The following is a 16,570-nucleotide window of genomic DNA, read 5'->3' on the forward strand; positions in this document are numbered from 1 at the left end:
GGGCCCGGCCGGGACGGCGGGCAGGCCGATTCGGGCTCCAGTTTAACAGCCCGCCGCTGCCTGCGGTCACTCCGCGGCGGCCGCGCCGCGCAGGGCCCGGTCCAGCGCCAGCAGGCGTTCGGGGGTGCCGACGTCGGTCCAGCGGCCCGTGTGGTGCGAACCCAGGACGGCGCCTTGCGCCATGGCCCGGCGCAGGACCGGCGCCAGCGGGGCGGGCCGGTCCGGGGGCGTGTCGGCGAACAGGGCGGGGCGGTACAGGCCGACGCCGGCAAAGGTCAGCGCGGCGGCGCCGGCCTGCGGCAGCGTGATCCGGCCGTCGGCCCGCAGATGGAAATCGCCATCGGGGTGATGGGCGGGGTTGTCCACCATCAGCAGGTGGGCCAGGGCGTCGGCGGGCAGCCGCTTCGCCCAGTCGCGGGCCTGGGCGGGATCCCAGTCGCACCAGATATCGCCGTTGACGACCAGGAAGGGCTGGTCCTGGAAGAAGGGCAGCGCGCGGGCGATGCCCCCGGCCGTTTCCAGCGCGGGCGATTCGGCGGAATAGCGCAGGCGCACCCCCCACGGGCTGCCGTCGCCCAGGGCGTCTTCGATCTGCGCGCCCAGCCAGGCGTGGTTGATCAGGATGTCGGTGAAGCCCGCCTGGGCCAGGCGCCGCAGGTGCCAGACGATCAGGGGCCGGCCGCCCGCTTCCAGCAGGGGTTTGGGGCGGGTGTCGGTCAGCGGGCGCATGCGTTCGCCGCGCCCCGCGGCCAGGATCATGGCCCGCATCAGAAGGAATAGCCGTTTTGCAGCGGCACCTGTTCGGCCTCGTCCAGCAGGCGCAGCAGCGGGCGGAAGACCGTGTAGCGGCCCGCCACCTGCCGGACGTAGCCCTGGACCCGGGGAATGTGGTCCAGATAGTGGTGTTTGCCGTCGCGATGGGACAGGCGGGCGAACACCCCCAGGATGCGCAGGTTGCGCTGCAGCCCCATCCATTCATACTGCTGGTGGAACAGGGCGAAGTCGTCGGGCACCGGCAGCCCGGCGGCCCGCGCGTATTCCCAGTATCGGATGGCCCAGTCCAACTGCTGGGGCTCGTCCCAGGTGGTGCGCGCGTCCATGACCAGCGAGGCGATGTCGTAGCTGATCGGCCCCAGCAGCGCGTCCTGGAAATCGATGACGCCCGGGGCGAAGTCCGGCGCGCCCGGCCCCACCATCAGATTGGGCGAATGGTAGTCGCGGTGGACGAAGACCCGCGGCTGGGCGGCCGCCTGGCCGGCCAGCAGATCGAAGATGCGGTCCAGCGCGGCCTGGGTGTCGGCGCTCGGGGCGTGACCCAGATGCGTGCCCAGATACCACTGGGGGAACAGCTCGAGTTCCTGCCGCAGGCGGGCCTGGTCGTAGACCGGCAAGCCGTCGGCGGGGCATTGCTGCAGCTGCGCCAGCGCCCGCAGCGCCCCGCGCATGTGCTGTTGCCAGTCGGCGTCGTCCCGGGCCCGGCCGGCCTGGATGGCCTCGTAGAATGTCTGCGGGCCCAGGTCGGTCAGCAGCAGGAACCCCTGATCCAGGTCCTGGGCCAGGATGGCCGGCACGCGCAGGCCGGCGGCCGCCAGGCGCCGGGCGATGTCCACGAACGGGCGGCAGTCCTCGTGGGGGGGCGGGGCGTCCATCACGATGTGCGTGCCGCCGGCCGCCTGGATGCGGAAATAGCGGCGGAAGCTGGCGTCCCCCGAAGCCGGGGTCAGGGTGTCGAGACGCAGCTCCAGGGCGGCGGCATGGGATTCCAGCCAGTGGCGCAGGGCCGCCAGGCGGGCGTCCGGGGTGTGAGTGTCGGTCATGAGGGAATCGTGGCAATGAAAACAGCAGGTTGCACGCGGTCAGCGCGGCTTCTCTATAATACTGGGTCGCTGATCAATGTGGTGCGCAGGTCAGTCCATTTTCTCATTTCACCCAAGAGGGCCCGGTCTTCGTGCATTGGATCAGCCGCATCATCCTCCTGAGCGCCGCCTTGTCGGCCCCGGCCTTGGCTGCGGAAACCGCCGCGCCCGCCGGCGAACTGCGCATGGTCGGCAGCCTGCGCCTGCACCCCGTGCCGAAAGACGATGAACTGCCCTCCTTCCTGATCGGGGACGACATCACGCGCCATGCGAACGGCCAGGTCACGCTGCAGGGGAATGCCCAGGTCCGCCGCTTGGACGGCGTGGTGAAGGGCGACCGCATCGACTACGACCAGACGACGGGCGACACCGAAGTCCGGGGCGAAGGCCTGCTGATGCGCGACGGCAATATCGTGCGGGGGCCGCACCTGCGCTACAACACCCGGACCAGCAAGGGCGACATCCAGGCGCCGCGGTTCTGGCTCGGGGCGTCCGCCGGCAAGGGCCAGGCGGAACACGCGGACATCCTGAGCCGCCAGCACATGCGCCTGAACGACGTGCGTTATACCGGCTGGTCGGGGCCGGATCCCGCCTGGTATATCGACGCCTCCCGCGTGGATTTGTATCTGGATGAAAACGAGGGCGCCGCCCGCAACGGCGTGCTGCGCTTCAAGGGCGTGCCCATCCTGTATTCCCCCTACCTGACCTTCCCGCTGGGGCGGGACCGCAAGACCGGCTTCCTGATTCCCACCTACGGGACGTCGACCAACGGGGGCTTCGAACTGACGACCCCGTACTACCTGAACCTAGCCCCCAACTACGATGCCACCCTGTATCCGCGCTACCTGAGCAAGCGCGGCCTGCTGATGGGAACCGAATTCCGGCACCTGGGGGAATCGTCGCGTTCCCAGGTGTTCGGCACCTACATCATGCGCGACCAGCAGACCGGCGAGAAGCGCTGGCTGTATTCGGCGCAGCACACCCAGCAGTTGGGCTACGGCCTGCGGGCCTACCTGGATGCGCGCAAGGCGTCGGACGACGATTATTTCCGCGATTTCGCCTCGTTCGGGCTGGCGGATACCGCGACCATCAACTACCTGCCCAGCCAGGCCCTGCTGAGCTGGTCGGGCGGCCCGCATTTCAGCGGCTCCCTGCAGTTCTATCACTACCAGACGCTGCAGGACCGCACGGGCACCTTCCTGACGCCGCCCTACGACAAGCTGCCGGAACTGCATTTCCGGGCCCAGCACTACAACTGGAACGGCTTTGACGTGATTTCGGACAATTACGCCACCCGGTTCATCTCGCCCATCTACCACGGGGATGCTTTCCCGGCGATGTCCGGGGTGCGGAGGATGCCCAATGGCACCCGCATGACGTCGTACACCTCGATCGCCCGTCCCTTCGTGCTGCCGGGCGCCTACCTGACCCCCAAGGTCGGCCTGCACATGAGCCAGTACGACACCGAATGGTTCTCCGACGAGATCGCGCGCTACCAGGGACGGCCCCGCACGCAGACGCGGGTGCTGCCCATCGCCTCGGTGGATAGCGGCCTGACCTTCGAGCGCGACTCGTCCTGGTTCGGCAATCCGGCCGTCCAGACGCTGGAGCCGCGCCTGTACTATCTGTACGTGCCGTATCGGGACCAGTCCGAGCTGCCGGTGTTCGACACCGCCCTGGCGTCCTTCAATTACCAGCAGGCCTTCGACGAGAACATCTACAGCGGCGGCTGGGACCGCATCGCCAACGCCAACCAGCTCACGGCCGGCCTGACCACCCGCTGGCTGGACGCCGATACGGGCTTCGAGCGCCTGTCGCTGTCGGCGGCGCAGCGGTTCTATTTCGACGACCAGAAGGTCACGCTGCCCGGCCGCACGCCGCGCGAGAACACGGAATCCGATTATCTGGTGGGGGTCCGGGCCGCATTGACGGATCGCTTCTCCGTGTATTTCGACGGCCAGTTCGATCGCGACACGCAAAAACGCAATCGCCTCAGCTCGGGCGTGCGCTGGACGCCCAAGCGGCTGGCCACCGTGTCGCTGTCCTATCGGTACGAACGGTATCCCAACCAGTATGCCGACGCCTATCAGGATCCGCTGCCGGGCACCGATTTGCTGCCGCGCGAACAGGTCAGCCTCAGCGGACAGTGGCCGCTGTCACGGCGCTGGTCCGGGGTGGGCCGGTATGATTATTCCCTGGCCGAGAAACGCAGCACCCAGTCCATCGTGGGCCTGGAGTACCGGGGCGACGGCGGCTGGGCCGCCCGCGCGGTGCTGCAGCGCTACGCGGCCTCCGCGGAACAGGTCAACACGGCTCTCTTCCTGCAGCTGGAACTGACCGGCCTGGGATCGCTGGGCACCGACCCCATGTCCATGCTGGCCGACCGCGTCATCGGGTATCAGTCCACGACGCCCCCCATCCCTGAAAAAACTGCTTTCGAGAGGTATGAATGATGTCTGGCTTGCGTCATCCCGCCGGCGTGCTGTCCCTGGCTCTGCTGTTGGCCGGCAGCGCGCTGGTGCCGCCGGCGCTGGCCGCCGGCAAAACCCGCCCGACCGCCGCGCCCGCCCAGCAGGCGGCGCCCGCGCAGCAGTTCGTGGACGGCATCGCCGCCATCGTCAACAAGCAGGTCATCACCCTGGGGCAACTGGCCGACAAGCAGGCCCAGGTGCGCCAGCAGATGCAGCAGCAGCGGATTCCGGTGCCCGACGACGCCGCGTTCAAGCGCCAGGTGCTGCAGCAGATGATCAATGCCGCCCTGCAGGACCAGGAAGCCCAGCGCGTCGGCATCAAAGTGTCCGATGCCCAGGTCAGCCAGGCCGTGCAGACCGTGGCGCAGCGCAACCGCCTGACGGAGGACCAGCTGCGCAAGGAAATCCTGGGCAGCGGCATGAGCTGGGATCAGTATCGCGATGAACTGCGTTCGCAGATCCAGGACGACATGCTGCGCCAGCGTTTCGTCGAGGACCGCATCAGCATCAGCGACAGCGATATCGACGCGTTCCTGCAGGCGCAGGGGGATCGGCCCCTGCCGCCGCCGGTGCAGGCCCAGCCCCGGCCGGAACCTGAACCCGAACCCGCCATGGTGCCTTCGGGCCCGGAACTGTTCGAGATCGCCCAGATCCTGATCGAGGTCCCGGACTACGCGGCCAATTCCGTCGTGGATGAAAAGCGCAAGCAGGCGGAAGCTCTCTTGCGCAAGCTGAAGTCCGGGGCGGACTTCGCCGGCGTCGCGGCGGCGTCGTCCAACGGCCCGCAGGCCCTGCAGGGCGGCAACATGGGCATCCGTCCCCTGAAGGACTGGCCCGATCTGTTCGCGCGGGCGATCGCCGACGTGCCGGCCGGCGGAATCACCGGCGTGCTCCAGAGCGGCCGGGGCTTCCATATCCTGAAGGTGCTGCGCCGCGGCTATGCGCAGCGTCCGGCGCCCAAGAAAGCCAAAGCGCCGGCGCCGGCCCCCGCGCCCGCCCAGCCCGCGCCGCCGGCGTCCGGCCCCATGATGGTGACGCAGACCCATGCGCGGCACATCCTGATCAAGACCACCAAGGTCGTCAACGACGACAAGGCGCGCGGCATCCTGGAAGGCCTGCGCCAGCGCATCGAGCATGGCGAGTCCTTCGCCGAACTGGCGAAACGCTATTCCCAGGATGCCTCGGCGCCGCAAGGCGGCGAGCTGGGCTGGCTCAATCCGGGCGAAACCGTGCCGGCCTTCGAGCAGGCCATGAATGCCCTGCGGGACGGACAGGTCAGCGAACCCGTCAAGTCGCCGTTCGGCTGGCACCTGATCCAGGTCGAAGGGCGCCGCACCAAGAACATGGAGCAGGAATTCCGCCGCATGCAGGCGCGCCGCGCCCTGATGGAGCGGCGCATCGGCCCGGCCTATGAAGACTGGCTGGATCAGCTGCGCAGCCAGGCCTATATCGACAATCGGCTGGAACACACGCGCAGCGGCACCCAGTCACCCTCATGACGCACCAGGCGCGCAAACGTTTCGGCCAGCATTTCCTGCGCGATGAGGCGGTCGTGGACGCCATCGTGCGGGCGATCGATCCCCAGGCGGACGACCGCATGGTGGAAATCGGCCCCGGCCTGTCCGCCCTGACGGCTCCCCTGCTGGATCGGCTGGATCATCTGACGGCGGTGGAACTGGACCGCGACCTGGCGCAGCGCCTGCGCGCCCGCTGGGGGGTCGACCGCCTGACGGTGGTCGAGGCCGATGCGCTGACGGTCGATTTTTCGGGCCTGGTCCCCGGCGATGGCCCGGCGCCCGATGCGGAAACCGGCGGCCCCGCCGTTCCCCGCCTGCGCGTCGTCGGCAATCTGCCCTACAACATCTCGACGCCTCTGCTGTTTCACCTGATGCGGTGGGCGGATCTGGTGCGGGATCAGCATTTCATGCTGCAGCGGGAAGTCATCGACCGCATGGTGGCGCGGCCGGGCGACAGCCAGTACGGGCGCCTGTCCGTCATGCTGCAGGCCCGCTACCGGATGACGCACCTGTTCGACGTGGCGCCGGATGCGTTCGACCCGCCGCCCAAGGTCATGTCCGCCATCGTGCGCATGCGCCCCCTGGCGGCGGATGCCTGGCGCCGGCCCGCCGACCCGGCGGTGTTCGACCGGCTGGTCTCGCGGGTGTTCGAACACCGGCGCAAGATGATCCGGGGCAGCCTGGGCGACTGGACGGAACGCCTGGACTGGGATGCCCTGGGCGTTGCTCCGACGGCGCGGCCCCAGGAGCTGTCGGTGACGCAATTCCTGGACATGGCCGACGCCCTGGCCGCGTCGGGAGTCGCCTGAAAGGGGTTCAGTCGGCCCGGCTGTTGCGCTGGATCAGTTCGATCTTGTAGCCGTCGGGGTCCTGCACGAAGGCGATGACGGTCGAGCCGTGCTTCATGGGGCCGGCGTCGCGCACCACCAGCCCGCCCCGGGATTTGATGGTGGCGCAGGTGTCGTAGGCGTCTTCGACTTCGATGGCGATGTGGCCGTAGCCGTCGCCGATCTCGTAGGATTCCGTATCCCAGTTGTGGGTCAGCTCGATCACGGCGCCTTCGGATTCGTCCTGGTAGCCGACGAAGGCCAGGGTGAAGCGGCCTTCCGGATAGTCTTTGCGGCGCAGCAGGCGCATGCCCAGAATATCGGTGTAGAACATCAGGGCGCGGTCCAGATTGCCGACGCGCAGCATGGTGTGAAGTATTCGCATGGTGGATTCCTGGGATCGGGAAGAGTCGATCCACCTATCATACGCAAAACGGGATGCCCCCGCGCGACGGGGGTCAGAACAGCGGCAGGCTGGCCGGGTGGTGCCGGGCCAGGGCGTCGCGGGCCGATTTGAAATCGGGGCACAGCCGCTCGACTTCGCGCCAGAAGGCGGGGCCGTGGTTCATTTCCTTCAGATGCGCGACTTCGTGCGCGATCACGTAATCGATCAGGGCCGGCGGCAGGTGGATCAGGCGCCAGTTCAGGCGGATGCGCCGCTGGCTGGTGCATGAGCCCCAGCGGCCCTGGGCGGCGGACAGCGCCCAGCGGTCGATCCGCTGCCCCGCCAGGGCCAGGCTGTGCTGCAGCCGGACGTCGAAATCCCGCCGCGCCTGTTCCTGCAGCCAGGCCTGGGCCCGCTCCTGGATGCGGCCGTCGTCCGCGCCGTCGGGCAGCGGCAGGAACAGCAGGCTGCCGGCCTGCGGGCTGCGGAGGTCGCCTTCGAAGCGGGCCTCCCGGCTGCCGTCCAGCCGCAGCTCGATCATGATGCCCAGGTAGGGGATGCGCCCGCCCGGGCGCCACTGGGAATCCTGCAGCGCCAGCAGGGCCATGCGTTCCTGGTTGATTTTCAGCTTGTCCCGGATCCAGCGGGATTTTTCCTGGATGACTTCCTCGATCTGCCGGCGGGTCGCCCAGGTGGGCGCCTGGATGAGCAGGCGGGCGTCGCGGATGGTCAGGCCGATGGTCTTGCGCCGGGACCGGCGCAGGCGGTAGGCCAGCGGCTGATCCTGCAGGCGGATTTCATGCCGGGTGTAGCCGGGCGGCTCGGGGGCGGGCGGGAGCAGGCCGGCCGCCTGCGCCGGCGCGAGGCCGGCATCGGGGGACGATTCGTCGAACAGGCTGAGCTGGAGGGGCTTACCGATCGGCATACCGCTCGGGGTTCAGGACACGCATTTCAGCCTCGATCCAGTCGCGCACGGCGTTGTTCAGGGACACGGGATTGTGTTCGGACGGGTCCAGCGGCGGGCCGAAGGACACCGTCACCAGGCCGGGCGTCTTCAGGAAGGCGTTGCGCGGCCAGCATTCCCCGGCATTGTGAGCCACCGGGATCACCGGCACGCCGGTCTTGCAGGCCAGCAGCGTGCCGCCCTGCTTGTAGCGCCCGACTTCGCCGGGGGCGACGCGGGTGCCTTCGGGAAACAGCACGGGCCAGCGGCCTTCCCGCAGCCGCAGGCTGCCGATGCGCACCACCTGGTCGAAGGCCTCGCGGCCCTTGGCCCGGTCGATGGGGATCATGCTGAGCAAGGCCAGGCTCCAGCCGAAAAAGGGCACGTGGTGCAGTTCCTTTTTGTAGACGAAGACCACGTCCTTGGGCAGCTTGACGGCGAAATACAGGGTTTCCCAGGCCGATTGATGCTTGGACAGGATGATGGCCGGGCCGTCGGGCAGATGTTCGGTGCCGCGCGTCTGGTAGCGGATGCCCAGGATCCAGCGGGCGCCCCACAGCGCCAGCCGCGGCCAGCCCAGGGTCAGGCGGTAGCGCCAGACCAGGGGCAGGGGCGCCCACAGGACGCAGCACAGCGCGTACGGGATGACGGTGACGACCAGGAAGGCCATGTACAGGGCCGAGCGCAGGAAGGTCATGGATGTGCCTTGAGGAGGGCGTCCGCCACGGCCGCCAGATCGTCGCGCACCTCGGTGCCGGCGGGCAGTTCGCCGCTGGTGCCGGAGGTTTCCCAGGTCTTGCGGCCCTTGCCCGTCAGCACCAGCCAGGGCGTGCAGCCCGCGGCGGCCGCGGCCTGCAGGTCGCGCAGGCTGTCGCCCACCAGGGGAACGCCGTCCAGATGCAGGTCCATCCGCTGGGCGATGTCGCGCAGCATGCCGGGCAGGGGCTTGCGGCAGGTGCAGCCGTCTTCGGGCCCGTGGGGGCAGAAGAAGATGGCGTCGATGCGCCCGCCCGCGTCCGCCGCGGCCTGGCGCATCCGGGCGTGGATGGCTCCCAGGGTTTCCATGGAGAACAGTCCGCGCGCCACGCCGGACTGGTTGCTGGCGACGACGACCCGCCAGCCGGCCTGGCTCAGGCGGCCGATGGCCTCCAGGCTGCCGGGAATGGGGATCCACTCGTCGGGCGACTTGATGAAGGCGTCGCTGTCGTGGTTGATGACGCCGTCGCGGTCCAGGATGATGAGCTTCACGCGGCCAGCCTGGAAAGATCGGCCACCTGGTTCATCAGGCCGTGCAGGGATTGCAGCAGGGCCAGCCGGTTGCCCCGGATGCGCGGGTCCTCGGCCATCACCATGACGTCGGTGAAGAAGCCGTCCACGGCCGTGCGCGCCTGGGCCAGGATGGCCAGGCTGGCGGTGAAGTCTCCGGTTTCCAGGGCGGCCTGCGCCTGCGGCGCCAGTTGCCCGATGGTGTCAGCCAATTGCCGTTCGGCGGGTTCCGCCAGCAGGCCGGCGTCGAATGCGGGCAGGGCGCCTTCGGCTTTTTTCAGCAGATTGCTGACCCGCTTGTTGGCGGCCGCCAGGGATTCGGCTTCGGGCAGGGTGGTGAATTCCATGCAGGCCCGCACGCGGGCCGCCACCTGATGCAGGGGCGGGCGCAGGGCCAGGACCGCGTCGATGGCGGCCCGGTCGCAGGTGGCCGCCAGCTGGTTGCGGTAGCGTTCGTAGACGAAGTCCAGCACGGCGTCGACCGTGCCGCGCGCCAGCGTGCCCGCGCTGAAATTGCCGGCCGCCTGCTCCAGCAGCGCGGCCAGGCGGGCCGGGGAATCCTGGCTGGCCTGCAGATAGCCGCCGGCCGTGAGCTGTTCGTAGGCGCTGATCAGGCCCAGTGCCGCGCGGCGCAGCCCGTAGGGGTCGCGTTCTCCGGTCGGCGCCAGGCCGATCCCCCAGATGCCGACCAGGGTTTCGGCGCGTTCGGCCATGAACAGCACCGCGGCGATCAGCGTGTCCGGGTTGACGGGTTCGTCCAGGCGGATGCGGTACTGGTCGCGCAGGGCGCGCGCGACTTCGGGGGGCTCGCCGTCGTGCCGGGCGTAGTAGGCGCCCATGATGCCTTGCAGTTCGGGGAATTCGCCCACCATCTGGGTGCCCAGGTCGGCGTGGGCCAGCATGGCGGCCCGGGCGGCGACCGGGAATTCCCCCCCCAGGAGCGGCGCCAGCCAGCGCGTGATCTTGCGTACGCGTTCGGTGCGTTCGAGCTGCGTGCCCAGCTTGTTGTGGTAGACGCTGTGGGCCAGGTCGGCGACGCGGTCGGCCAGCGGGGTCTTCAGGTCGGTCTGGTAGAAGAACTGCGCGTCGGCCAGTCGGGGACGCACCACCCGCTGGTTGCCCTGGATGATGGCGGACGGGTCTTGCGGCTGCATGTTGCTGACGATCAGGAAGCGGTGGGTCAGCGCCCCCGTGGCCGGATCGAACAGCGGAAAGTACTTCTGGTTCAGCCGCATGGTCAGGATCAGGCATTCCGGGGGCACGGCCAGGAAGGCCTCCTCGAAGGCGCCGACGTAGACCGTGGGCCATTCCACCAGCGCCGTGACTTCGTCCAGCAGGGCGTCGACCGCGGGATCCTCGCCGATGGTGGCGCCCAGCGAGGCCGAGGCGTCGGCCAGCTGCCGGGCGATGCGCGCCCGCCGTTCGGCGAAGGACGGGATGACGTGGCCGGAATCCGCCAGGCGGGCGGCCCAGTCGTCGGCCGAGGCGATGGTCAGCGGTTCCTGGCACAGGAAACGGTGTCCCCGCGTGATGCGGCCGGCCTGCAGCCCCAGGGCCTGCGCCGGGACCACTTCGTCGCCCCAGAGGGCCAGCAGGCGGTGCGCGGGCCGCACGAATTTCACGCTGGTGCGCCCGTCGGCCAGCTGGTACTGCATGACTTTGGGAATGGGCAGGTGGGCGATGGCGTAGTCCAGCGCCTGCTGCAGGCCGTCGGCCAGCGCCGCGCCGGGGGCGGTGCCATCGGCGTAGAGCACGTCCTGCTTGCCGTCGTGGCGGCGGATCAGGTCGGCCGGCGCCAGGTGGCCCAGGTTCTTGGCCTGCAGTTTCTTCAGCAGGGCGGGGGTCGCCGCGCCCTGGGCGTCCAGGCCGATGGCGGCCGGCATCAGTTTTTCGCTGTAGGGCTGGTCCGGAGCCTGTCCCAGCACGGCGCTGAGGTGCACCGCCAGCCGGCGCGGGGTGGCGTAGGCGGTGCTGACGCAGACGTCGGCCAGCAGATGCCGGGCCTGGAGGGTCTTCCGGATGCCCTCGGCAAAGGCGTTGCCCAGGGCGTTCAGGGCCTTGGGCGGCAGTTCCTCGGTCAGCAGTTCGACGATCAGGGGGCGGGTGTTCATACCTGGACCTCCGCCGGGGTTTCCAGCATGGGGAAGCCCAGCCGTTCGCGGGATTCGTAGTAGGCCTGCGCCACGGCCCGCGACAGGTTGCGGATGCGGCCGATGTAGGTGGCCCGTTCGGTGACGCTGATGGCGCCCCGGGCGTCGAGCAGATTGAAGGTGTGGGCGGCTTTCAGGGTGGCCTCGTAGGCGGGCAGGGCCAGGGGGACGTCGATCAGGCGCTTGGCCTCGGTCTCGTAGTCGTTGAAATGGGCGAACAGCATGGAGGTGGAGGCGTATTCGAAATTGTAGGTGGACTGCTCGACCTCGTTCTGGTGGAAGACGTCGCGGTAGTGGACGCGGCGGCCGTCGGGGGCCTCGGTCCAGACCAGGTCATAGACGGATTCCACGCCCTGCAGGTACATGGCCAGGCGTTCCAGACCATAGGTGATTTCGCCCATGGTCGGATTGCAGTCCAGGCCGCCGACCTGCTGGAAGTAGGTGAACTGCGTCACTTCCATTCCGTTCAGCCAGACTTCCCAGCCCAGGCCCCAGGCGCCCAGCGTAGGGTTTTCCCAGTCGTCCTCGACGAAGCGGATGTCGTGCTGCTGCGGATCGATGCCGACGGCCTTCAGGGACCCGAGGTACAGGTCCAGGATGTTCAGCGGCGCGGGTTTCAGGACCACCTGGAACTGATAATAGTGCTGCAGCCGGTTGGGGTTGTCGCCGTAGCGTCCGTCCTTGGGGCGCCGCGATGGCTGGACATAGGCCGCCCGCCAGGGTTCCGGGCCGATGGCGCGCAGGAAGGTGGCGGTGTGGGATGTTCCGGCCCCGACTTCCATGTCGTAGGGTTGCAGCAGGGTGCAGCCCTGTCGGTCCCAATATTGCTGGAGCGATAAAATCAGTTGTTGGAATGTAAGCATGACGTGGCGGGTGATCCGCAAGGTTCGTATCCGAATCTCGGGTACAGTGCGGACTGCGCCCGAAACGGCCATTTTATCCACTTTGTCGGAGAACACATGAGCGAGTGCCTGGAAGTCCAGCGGCAGGACGGTATCCTGATCCTGCGCCTGAATCGGCCGCAGGCCCGTAACGCCGTCAATCTGGAAGCGGCCCAGGCGCTGGCCGCAGGCCTTGACGTCCTGGATGCCGACCCGCAATTGCGCCTGGGCATCCTGACCGGGGCCGGCGGGCACTTCTGCGCAGGCATGGACCTGAAGGCCTTCGCCGCCACCGGCCAGCGCCCCTACGTCGGCGACCGGGGCTTCGGCGGGCTGTGCGAACGCCCGCCGCAGAAGCCCCTGATCGCCGCCGTCGAAGGCTATGCCCTGGCGGGCGGCTGCGAACTGGCCCTGGCCTGCGACCTGATCGTGGCGGCCCGCGACGCGCAGTTCGGCGTGCCCGAGGTCAAGCGCGGGCTGGTGCCGGGGTCCGGCGGCATGCTGCGCCTGCCTTCGCGCATTCCCTATCACGTCGCCATGGAAGCGGTGCTGACCGGCGACCTGTTCCCGGCCGAACGCTTCCATCAGCTGGGGCTGGTCAACCGCCTGGCGGAACCCGGCGGCGCCCTGGACGCCGCCCTGGCCCTGGCGCGGACCATCGCGGCCAATGGCCCGCTGGCGGTGCGCACGGCCAAATCCATCATCTCGCAATCGCGCAACTGGCGTCCGGACGACATGTTCGATCTGCAGCGCCCGCGCATCGCCCACATTTTCACATCCGAGGACGCGCGCGAAGGCGCGACCGCGTTCGCCGAAAAACGACCCCCGGTCTGGAAGGGAAAGTAATGACCACCATCACTGAACACGATCTGATCCAATCCATCGAGGATGCCGTCCAGTTCATCAGCATCTACCACCCGCTGGACTACATCCATCACCTGGCTCGCGCCTACGAGGTCGAGGAAAGCCCCGCCGCCCGCGACGCCATCGCGCAGATCCTGACCAATTCGCGCCTGTGCGCCGAAGGCCACCGGCCGATCTGCCAGGACACCGGCATCGTCAACGTCTTCCTGAAGATCGGCATGGACGTGCGCTTCGACACCCGCCGCAGCCTGCAGGAACTCTGCGACGAGGGCGTGCGCCGGGGCTACACGAACCCGGACAATCCGCTGCGGGCCTCGGTGCTCGACGATCCGCTGTTCACGCGGCGCAACACGCGCGACAACACGCCCTGCGTGCTGCAGGTCGAACTGGTGCCCGGCGACATCGTGGACGTCCAGGTGGCGGCCAAGGGCGGCGGCTCCGAGAACAAGACCAAGTTCGCCATGCTCAATCCCAGCGACTCGCTGGTGGACTGGGTGCTCAAGACCGTGCCGCACATGGGCGCGGGCTGGTGCCCGCCGGGCATGCTGGGCATCGGGGTGGGCGGCACGGCCGAAAAGGCCATGCTCATGGCCAAGCAGTCGCTGATGCAGGACATCGACATGTACGAACTGCTGCAGCGCGGCCCGCAGAACAAGCTCGAGGAACTGCGCATCGACCTCTACCGCAAGGTCAATGCGCTGGGAATCGGCGCCCAGGGCCTGGGCGGCCTGACGACGGTGCTGGACGTGAAGATCATGACCTGTGCGACCCATGCGGCGTCCAAGCCGGTCGCCATGATCCCCAACTGCGCCGCGACCCGCCACGTGCATTTCGTGCTGGACGGCAGCGGCCCGGCCGCCCTGCAGCCCCCGGCCCTGTCGGAATGGCCCGAAGTCCACTGGAAGCCCGACTACAAGGCGTCCCGACAGGTCGACCTGGACACCCTGACGCGCGAAGAAGTCGCGTCCTGGAAGCCCGGCGAACGCCTGCTGCTGTCCGGCAGCATCCTCACCGGCCGCGACGCCGCCCACAAGCGCATCCAGGACATGCTGGCGCGGGGGGAACCCCTGCCCGTGGACTTCGCCGGCCGCGTCATCTATTACGTCGGCCCCGTCGATCCGGTGCGCGACGAGGTCGTCGGCCCCGCGGGCCCGACCACGTCCACGCGGATGGATAAATTTACCGATATGATGCTGGGACAGACCGGCCTGCTGGCCATGATCGGCAAGGCCGAACGCGGCCCGGAAGCCATCGAATCCATCCGCAAGCATGGTTCGGCCTATCTGATGGCCGTGGGCGGTTCCGCCTATCTGGTGTCCAAGGCCATCCGGGCCGCCCGCGTGGTGGGCTTCGAGGACCTGGGCATGGAAGCCATCTACGAATTCCAGGTGCGGGACATGCCGGTGACGGTGGCGGTGGATTCCCAGGGGGTCTCCGTGCACACGACCGGGCCCCGGGAATGGCAGCAGCGGATTGCCGCCCGCCTGGTGGCCGCCGGGGCCTGATCCGCGCTTTTCACGATAGGGGGATACGATGCCTGACACCTTGATGCGCAGCGCGCTGTTCGTCCCGGCCAACCGGCCGGACCGCTTTCCCAAGGCGCTGGCCAGCGGCGCCGACGCCGTCATCGTCGACCTGGAAGATTCCGTGGCGCCCGATGCCAAGGCCGCCGCCCGGGATGCGCTGGCCGATTATGCGGCCGATCATCCGCAGGACCGCCTGTGGGTGCGCATCAATGACGGCTCCACGCCCTGGTTCGAAGACGATCTGGCCCTGTGCCGCGAACTGCCCGCGGTAAGCGGCATTTTCCTGCCCAAAGCTCAGGCGGCCGAACACGTCTATAAAGTATCGGGCGCCGGCAAGCCGCTGATCCCCATCATCGAATCCGCCCAGGGGCTGCGGGTGCTGGACGACATCGCCGAGGCCAATGGCGTGGAGCGCCTCACCTTCGGCATCCTCGACCTGATGGTCGAATTCGGCACCCGGCCGCAGACCGAGGGCGCCCAGCGCATCCTGGACCAGGTGCGCTTCCAGATCCTGCAGGCCAGCCGCATGCACGGCCTGGCCGATCCCGTCGACACGATCTATGCGGACTTTTCCGATGAGGCCGGCCTGGAACAGGCGGCCGTGCTGGCCCGCGACATGGGGTTCGGCGGCAAGCTGTGCATCCATCCCCGACAGGTGCCGGTGGTGCACCAGGTGTATCGGCCGCTGCCCGAAGAGCTCGACTGGGCGCGTCGCGTCGTCGAACACGCCGAGCGCACCGGCGAATACGCTTTCCGCCTGGATGGCCGCATGGTCGACCTGCCCGTCATCGAAAGCGCCCGGCGGGTGCTTGAGCGCGGCAGCCACTACGGGGCGCACTCGGCATGAAGGCGTATCTGGATCTGGTGCAGTCCATTTTCGACCAGGGGTCCTGGCAGGACAACCGCACGGGGGTGCGCACGCTCAGCCTGCCCGGCGCCTGCCTGCGCTTCGACTTGCGCGAAGGCTTTCCCGCCGTCACGACCAAGCGGCTGGCCTTCAAGTCCGCGATCGGCGAACTGGTCGGCTTTCTGCGCGGGGCGGACAGCGCGGCGGATTTCCGCGCCCTGGGCTGCCGCGTGTGGGACCAGAACGCCAATGAAAACCAGGCCTGGCTGGACAGCCCCTGGCGCGGCGGACCCGACGACCTGGGGCCGGTCTATGGCGTCCAGTGGCGCCGGTGGCCCGCCTACAAGCTGATCGACCTGGATCAGCCGCGCAGCGCCGAACAGATCGCCGACGCCCTGGGGCGCGGCTATCGGCAGGTCAGCGTGGTTGAAAACCCAGCAGGGCAGGGCGCGGGCCGCCAGGCCCTGCTCTACAAGGCCGTCGACCAGTTGCGGCAGTGCCTGGACACCCTGATGCGCGATCCGGGCAGCCGCCGCATCCTGTTCCACGGCTGGAACTGGGCGCAGATCGAGGAAATGGCCTTGCCGCCCTGCCATCTGCTGTATCAGTTCCTGGCCAATCCGGCCACGCGCGAACTGTCCCTGTGCCTGTACATCCGCAGCAACGACGTGGGGCTGGGCACGCCTTTCAATCTGGCCGAAGGCGCCGCCCTGACGCATCTGGTCGCCCGCCTGACGGGCTACACGCCCCGCTGGTTCACGTATTTCATCGGCGACGCCCACATCTACGAGACCCACGTGGACATGCTGCGCGAACAGCTGCGCCGGGACCCTTATCCCGCTCCGCAGCTGCGCCTGTCCGACCGGATTCCCGCCTATGCCGACACCGGCGTCTATGCGCCCGAATGGCTGGAACAGGTCGAGCCCGGCGATTTCGCGCTGGAAGGCTATCGGCACCATGCGCCGCTGACCGCGCCGATGGCGGTCTGACCGCGCGGGGCGCCGTCTATTTCCGCCCCCCGCGCGTCCGCCCCGCTG

15 protein-coding genes are annotated in these 16,570 nt (G+C 68.6%); 7 read left to right on the forward strand and 8 right to left on the reverse strand.

Annotation, left to right across the window (positions count from 1 at the left end):
- Positions 1-66: 66 nt before the first annotated feature.
- Complete coding sequence (gene murU / locus Q0263_RS03800) at positions 67-768, reverse strand: N-acetylmuramate alpha-1-phosphate uridylyltransferase MurU (RefSeq protein ID WP_298013485.1); 702 nt, start codon at positions 766-768, stop codon at positions 67-69.
- A complete protein-coding gene (locus Q0263_RS03805; RefSeq protein ID WP_298013487.1) occupies positions 768-1,817 on the reverse strand; it encodes a phosphotransferase in 1,050 nt (349 codons plus the stop codon). Before Q0263_RS03805 ends, murU begins: the two co-directional genes overlap by 1 nt.
- A gap of 131 nt (positions 1,818-1,948) precedes the next feature.
- Between Q0263_RS03805 and Q0263_RS03810 the strand changes: the two genes are divergently transcribed.
- From Q0263_RS03810 to rsmA, 3 genes are read left to right on the forward strand one after another with little or no spacing between them, the layout of a single operon-like run.
- On the forward strand, positions 1,949-4,309 hold the full coding sequence (locus Q0263_RS03810) for an LPS-assembly protein LptD (RefSeq protein ID WP_366140677.1): 2,361 nt from the start codon (positions 1,949-1,951) through the stop codon (positions 4,307-4,309).
- Positions 4,306-5,826 (forward strand): peptidylprolyl isomerase, encoded by a 1,521-nt coding sequence (locus Q0263_RS03815; RefSeq protein ID WP_298013489.1) that lies wholly within the window; start codon positions 4,306-4,308, stop codon positions 5,824-5,826. The genes Q0263_RS03810 and Q0263_RS03815 overlap by 4 nt, the downstream gene beginning before the upstream one ends.
- Positions 5,823-6,653, forward strand: coding sequence for a 16S rRNA (adenine(1518)-N(6)/adenine(1519)-N(6))-dimethyltransferase RsmA (gene rsmA, locus Q0263_RS03820; RefSeq protein WP_298013491.1), 831 nt, complete (start codon positions 5,823-5,825; stop codon positions 6,651-6,653). Before Q0263_RS03815 ends, rsmA begins: the two co-directional genes overlap by 4 nt.
- A gap of 7 nt (positions 6,654-6,660) precedes the next feature.
- On the opposite strand, the gene gloA is transcribed toward rsmA, so the two are convergent.
- The 6 genes from gloA to glyQ form a co-directional block, all read right to left on the reverse strand.
- A complete protein-coding gene (gloA, locus tag Q0263_RS03825) occupies positions 6,661-7,056 on the reverse strand; it encodes a lactoylglutathione lyase (protein WP_298013493.1) in 396 nt (131 codons plus the stop codon).
- Between the two features lie 73 nt (positions 7,057-7,129).
- Positions 7,130-7,981: a SprT family zinc-dependent metalloprotease gene (locus Q0263_RS03830; protein WP_298013495.1), complete on the reverse strand. Its 852-nt coding sequence runs from the start codon at positions 7,979-7,981 to the stop codon at positions 7,130-7,132.
- Positions 7,968-8,696, reverse strand: a complete 729-nt coding sequence (locus Q0263_RS03835; protein ID WP_298013496.1) for a lysophospholipid acyltransferase family protein — start codon at positions 8,694-8,696, stop codon at positions 7,968-7,970. The genes Q0263_RS03830 and Q0263_RS03835 overlap by 14 nt, the downstream gene beginning before the upstream one ends.
- Positions 8,693-9,247, reverse strand: a complete 555-nt coding sequence (gene gmhB / locus Q0263_RS03840; protein WP_298013499.1) for a D-glycero-beta-D-manno-heptose 1,7-bisphosphate 7-phosphatase — start codon at positions 9,245-9,247, stop codon at positions 8,693-8,695. Before gmhB ends, Q0263_RS03835 begins: the two co-directional genes overlap by 4 nt.
- The gene (gene glyS, locus Q0263_RS03845) at positions 9,244-11,376 is read right to left on the reverse strand and encodes a glycine--tRNA ligase subunit beta (protein WP_298013501.1); all 2,133 of its coding nucleotides are present in this window, start codon (positions 11,374-11,376) and stop codon (positions 9,244-9,246) included. The genes gmhB and glyS overlap by 4 nt, the downstream gene beginning before the upstream one ends.
- Positions 11,373-12,278 carry a glycine--tRNA ligase subunit alpha gene (gene glyQ / locus Q0263_RS03850; protein ID WP_298013503.1) on the reverse strand — a complete coding sequence of 302 codons (906 nt, stop codon included), beginning with the start codon at positions 12,276-12,278 and terminating at the stop codon, positions 11,373-11,375. Before glyQ ends, glyS begins: the two co-directional genes overlap by 4 nt.
- A gap of 96 nt (positions 12,279-12,374) precedes the next feature.
- On the opposite strand from glyQ, the gene Q0263_RS03855 reads away from it, so the two are divergent.
- From Q0263_RS03855 to Q0263_RS03870, 4 genes are read left to right on the forward strand one after another with little or no spacing between them, the layout of a single operon-like run.
- Entirely contained in the window at positions 12,375-13,142 is a 768-nt protein-coding gene (locus Q0263_RS03855) for a crotonase/enoyl-CoA hydratase family protein (RefSeq protein WP_298013505.1), read from the forward strand.
- The gene (locus Q0263_RS03860) at positions 13,142-14,665 is read left to right on the forward strand and encodes a fumarate hydratase (protein WP_298013507.1); all 1,524 of its coding nucleotides are present in this window, start codon (positions 13,142-13,144) and stop codon (positions 14,663-14,665) included. Before Q0263_RS03855 ends, Q0263_RS03860 begins: the two co-directional genes overlap by 1 nt.
- Positions 14,666-14,693: 28 nt before the next feature.
- On the forward strand, positions 14,694-15,533 hold the full coding sequence (locus tag Q0263_RS03865) for a CoA ester lyase (RefSeq protein WP_298013509.1): 840 nt from the start codon (positions 14,694-14,696) through the stop codon (positions 15,531-15,533).
- On the forward strand, positions 15,530-16,522 hold the full coding sequence (locus Q0263_RS03870; protein WP_298013511.1) for a thymidylate synthase: 993 nt from the start codon (positions 15,530-15,532) through the stop codon (positions 16,520-16,522). Before Q0263_RS03865 ends, Q0263_RS03870 begins: the two co-directional genes overlap by 4 nt.
- Positions 16,523-16,570 lie beyond the last annotated feature (48 nt).

This window comes from uncultured Castellaniella sp., from assembly GCF_937988725.1.
Lineage (GTDB): Bacteria > Pseudomonadota > Gammaproteobacteria > Burkholderiales > Burkholderiaceae_B > Castellaniella.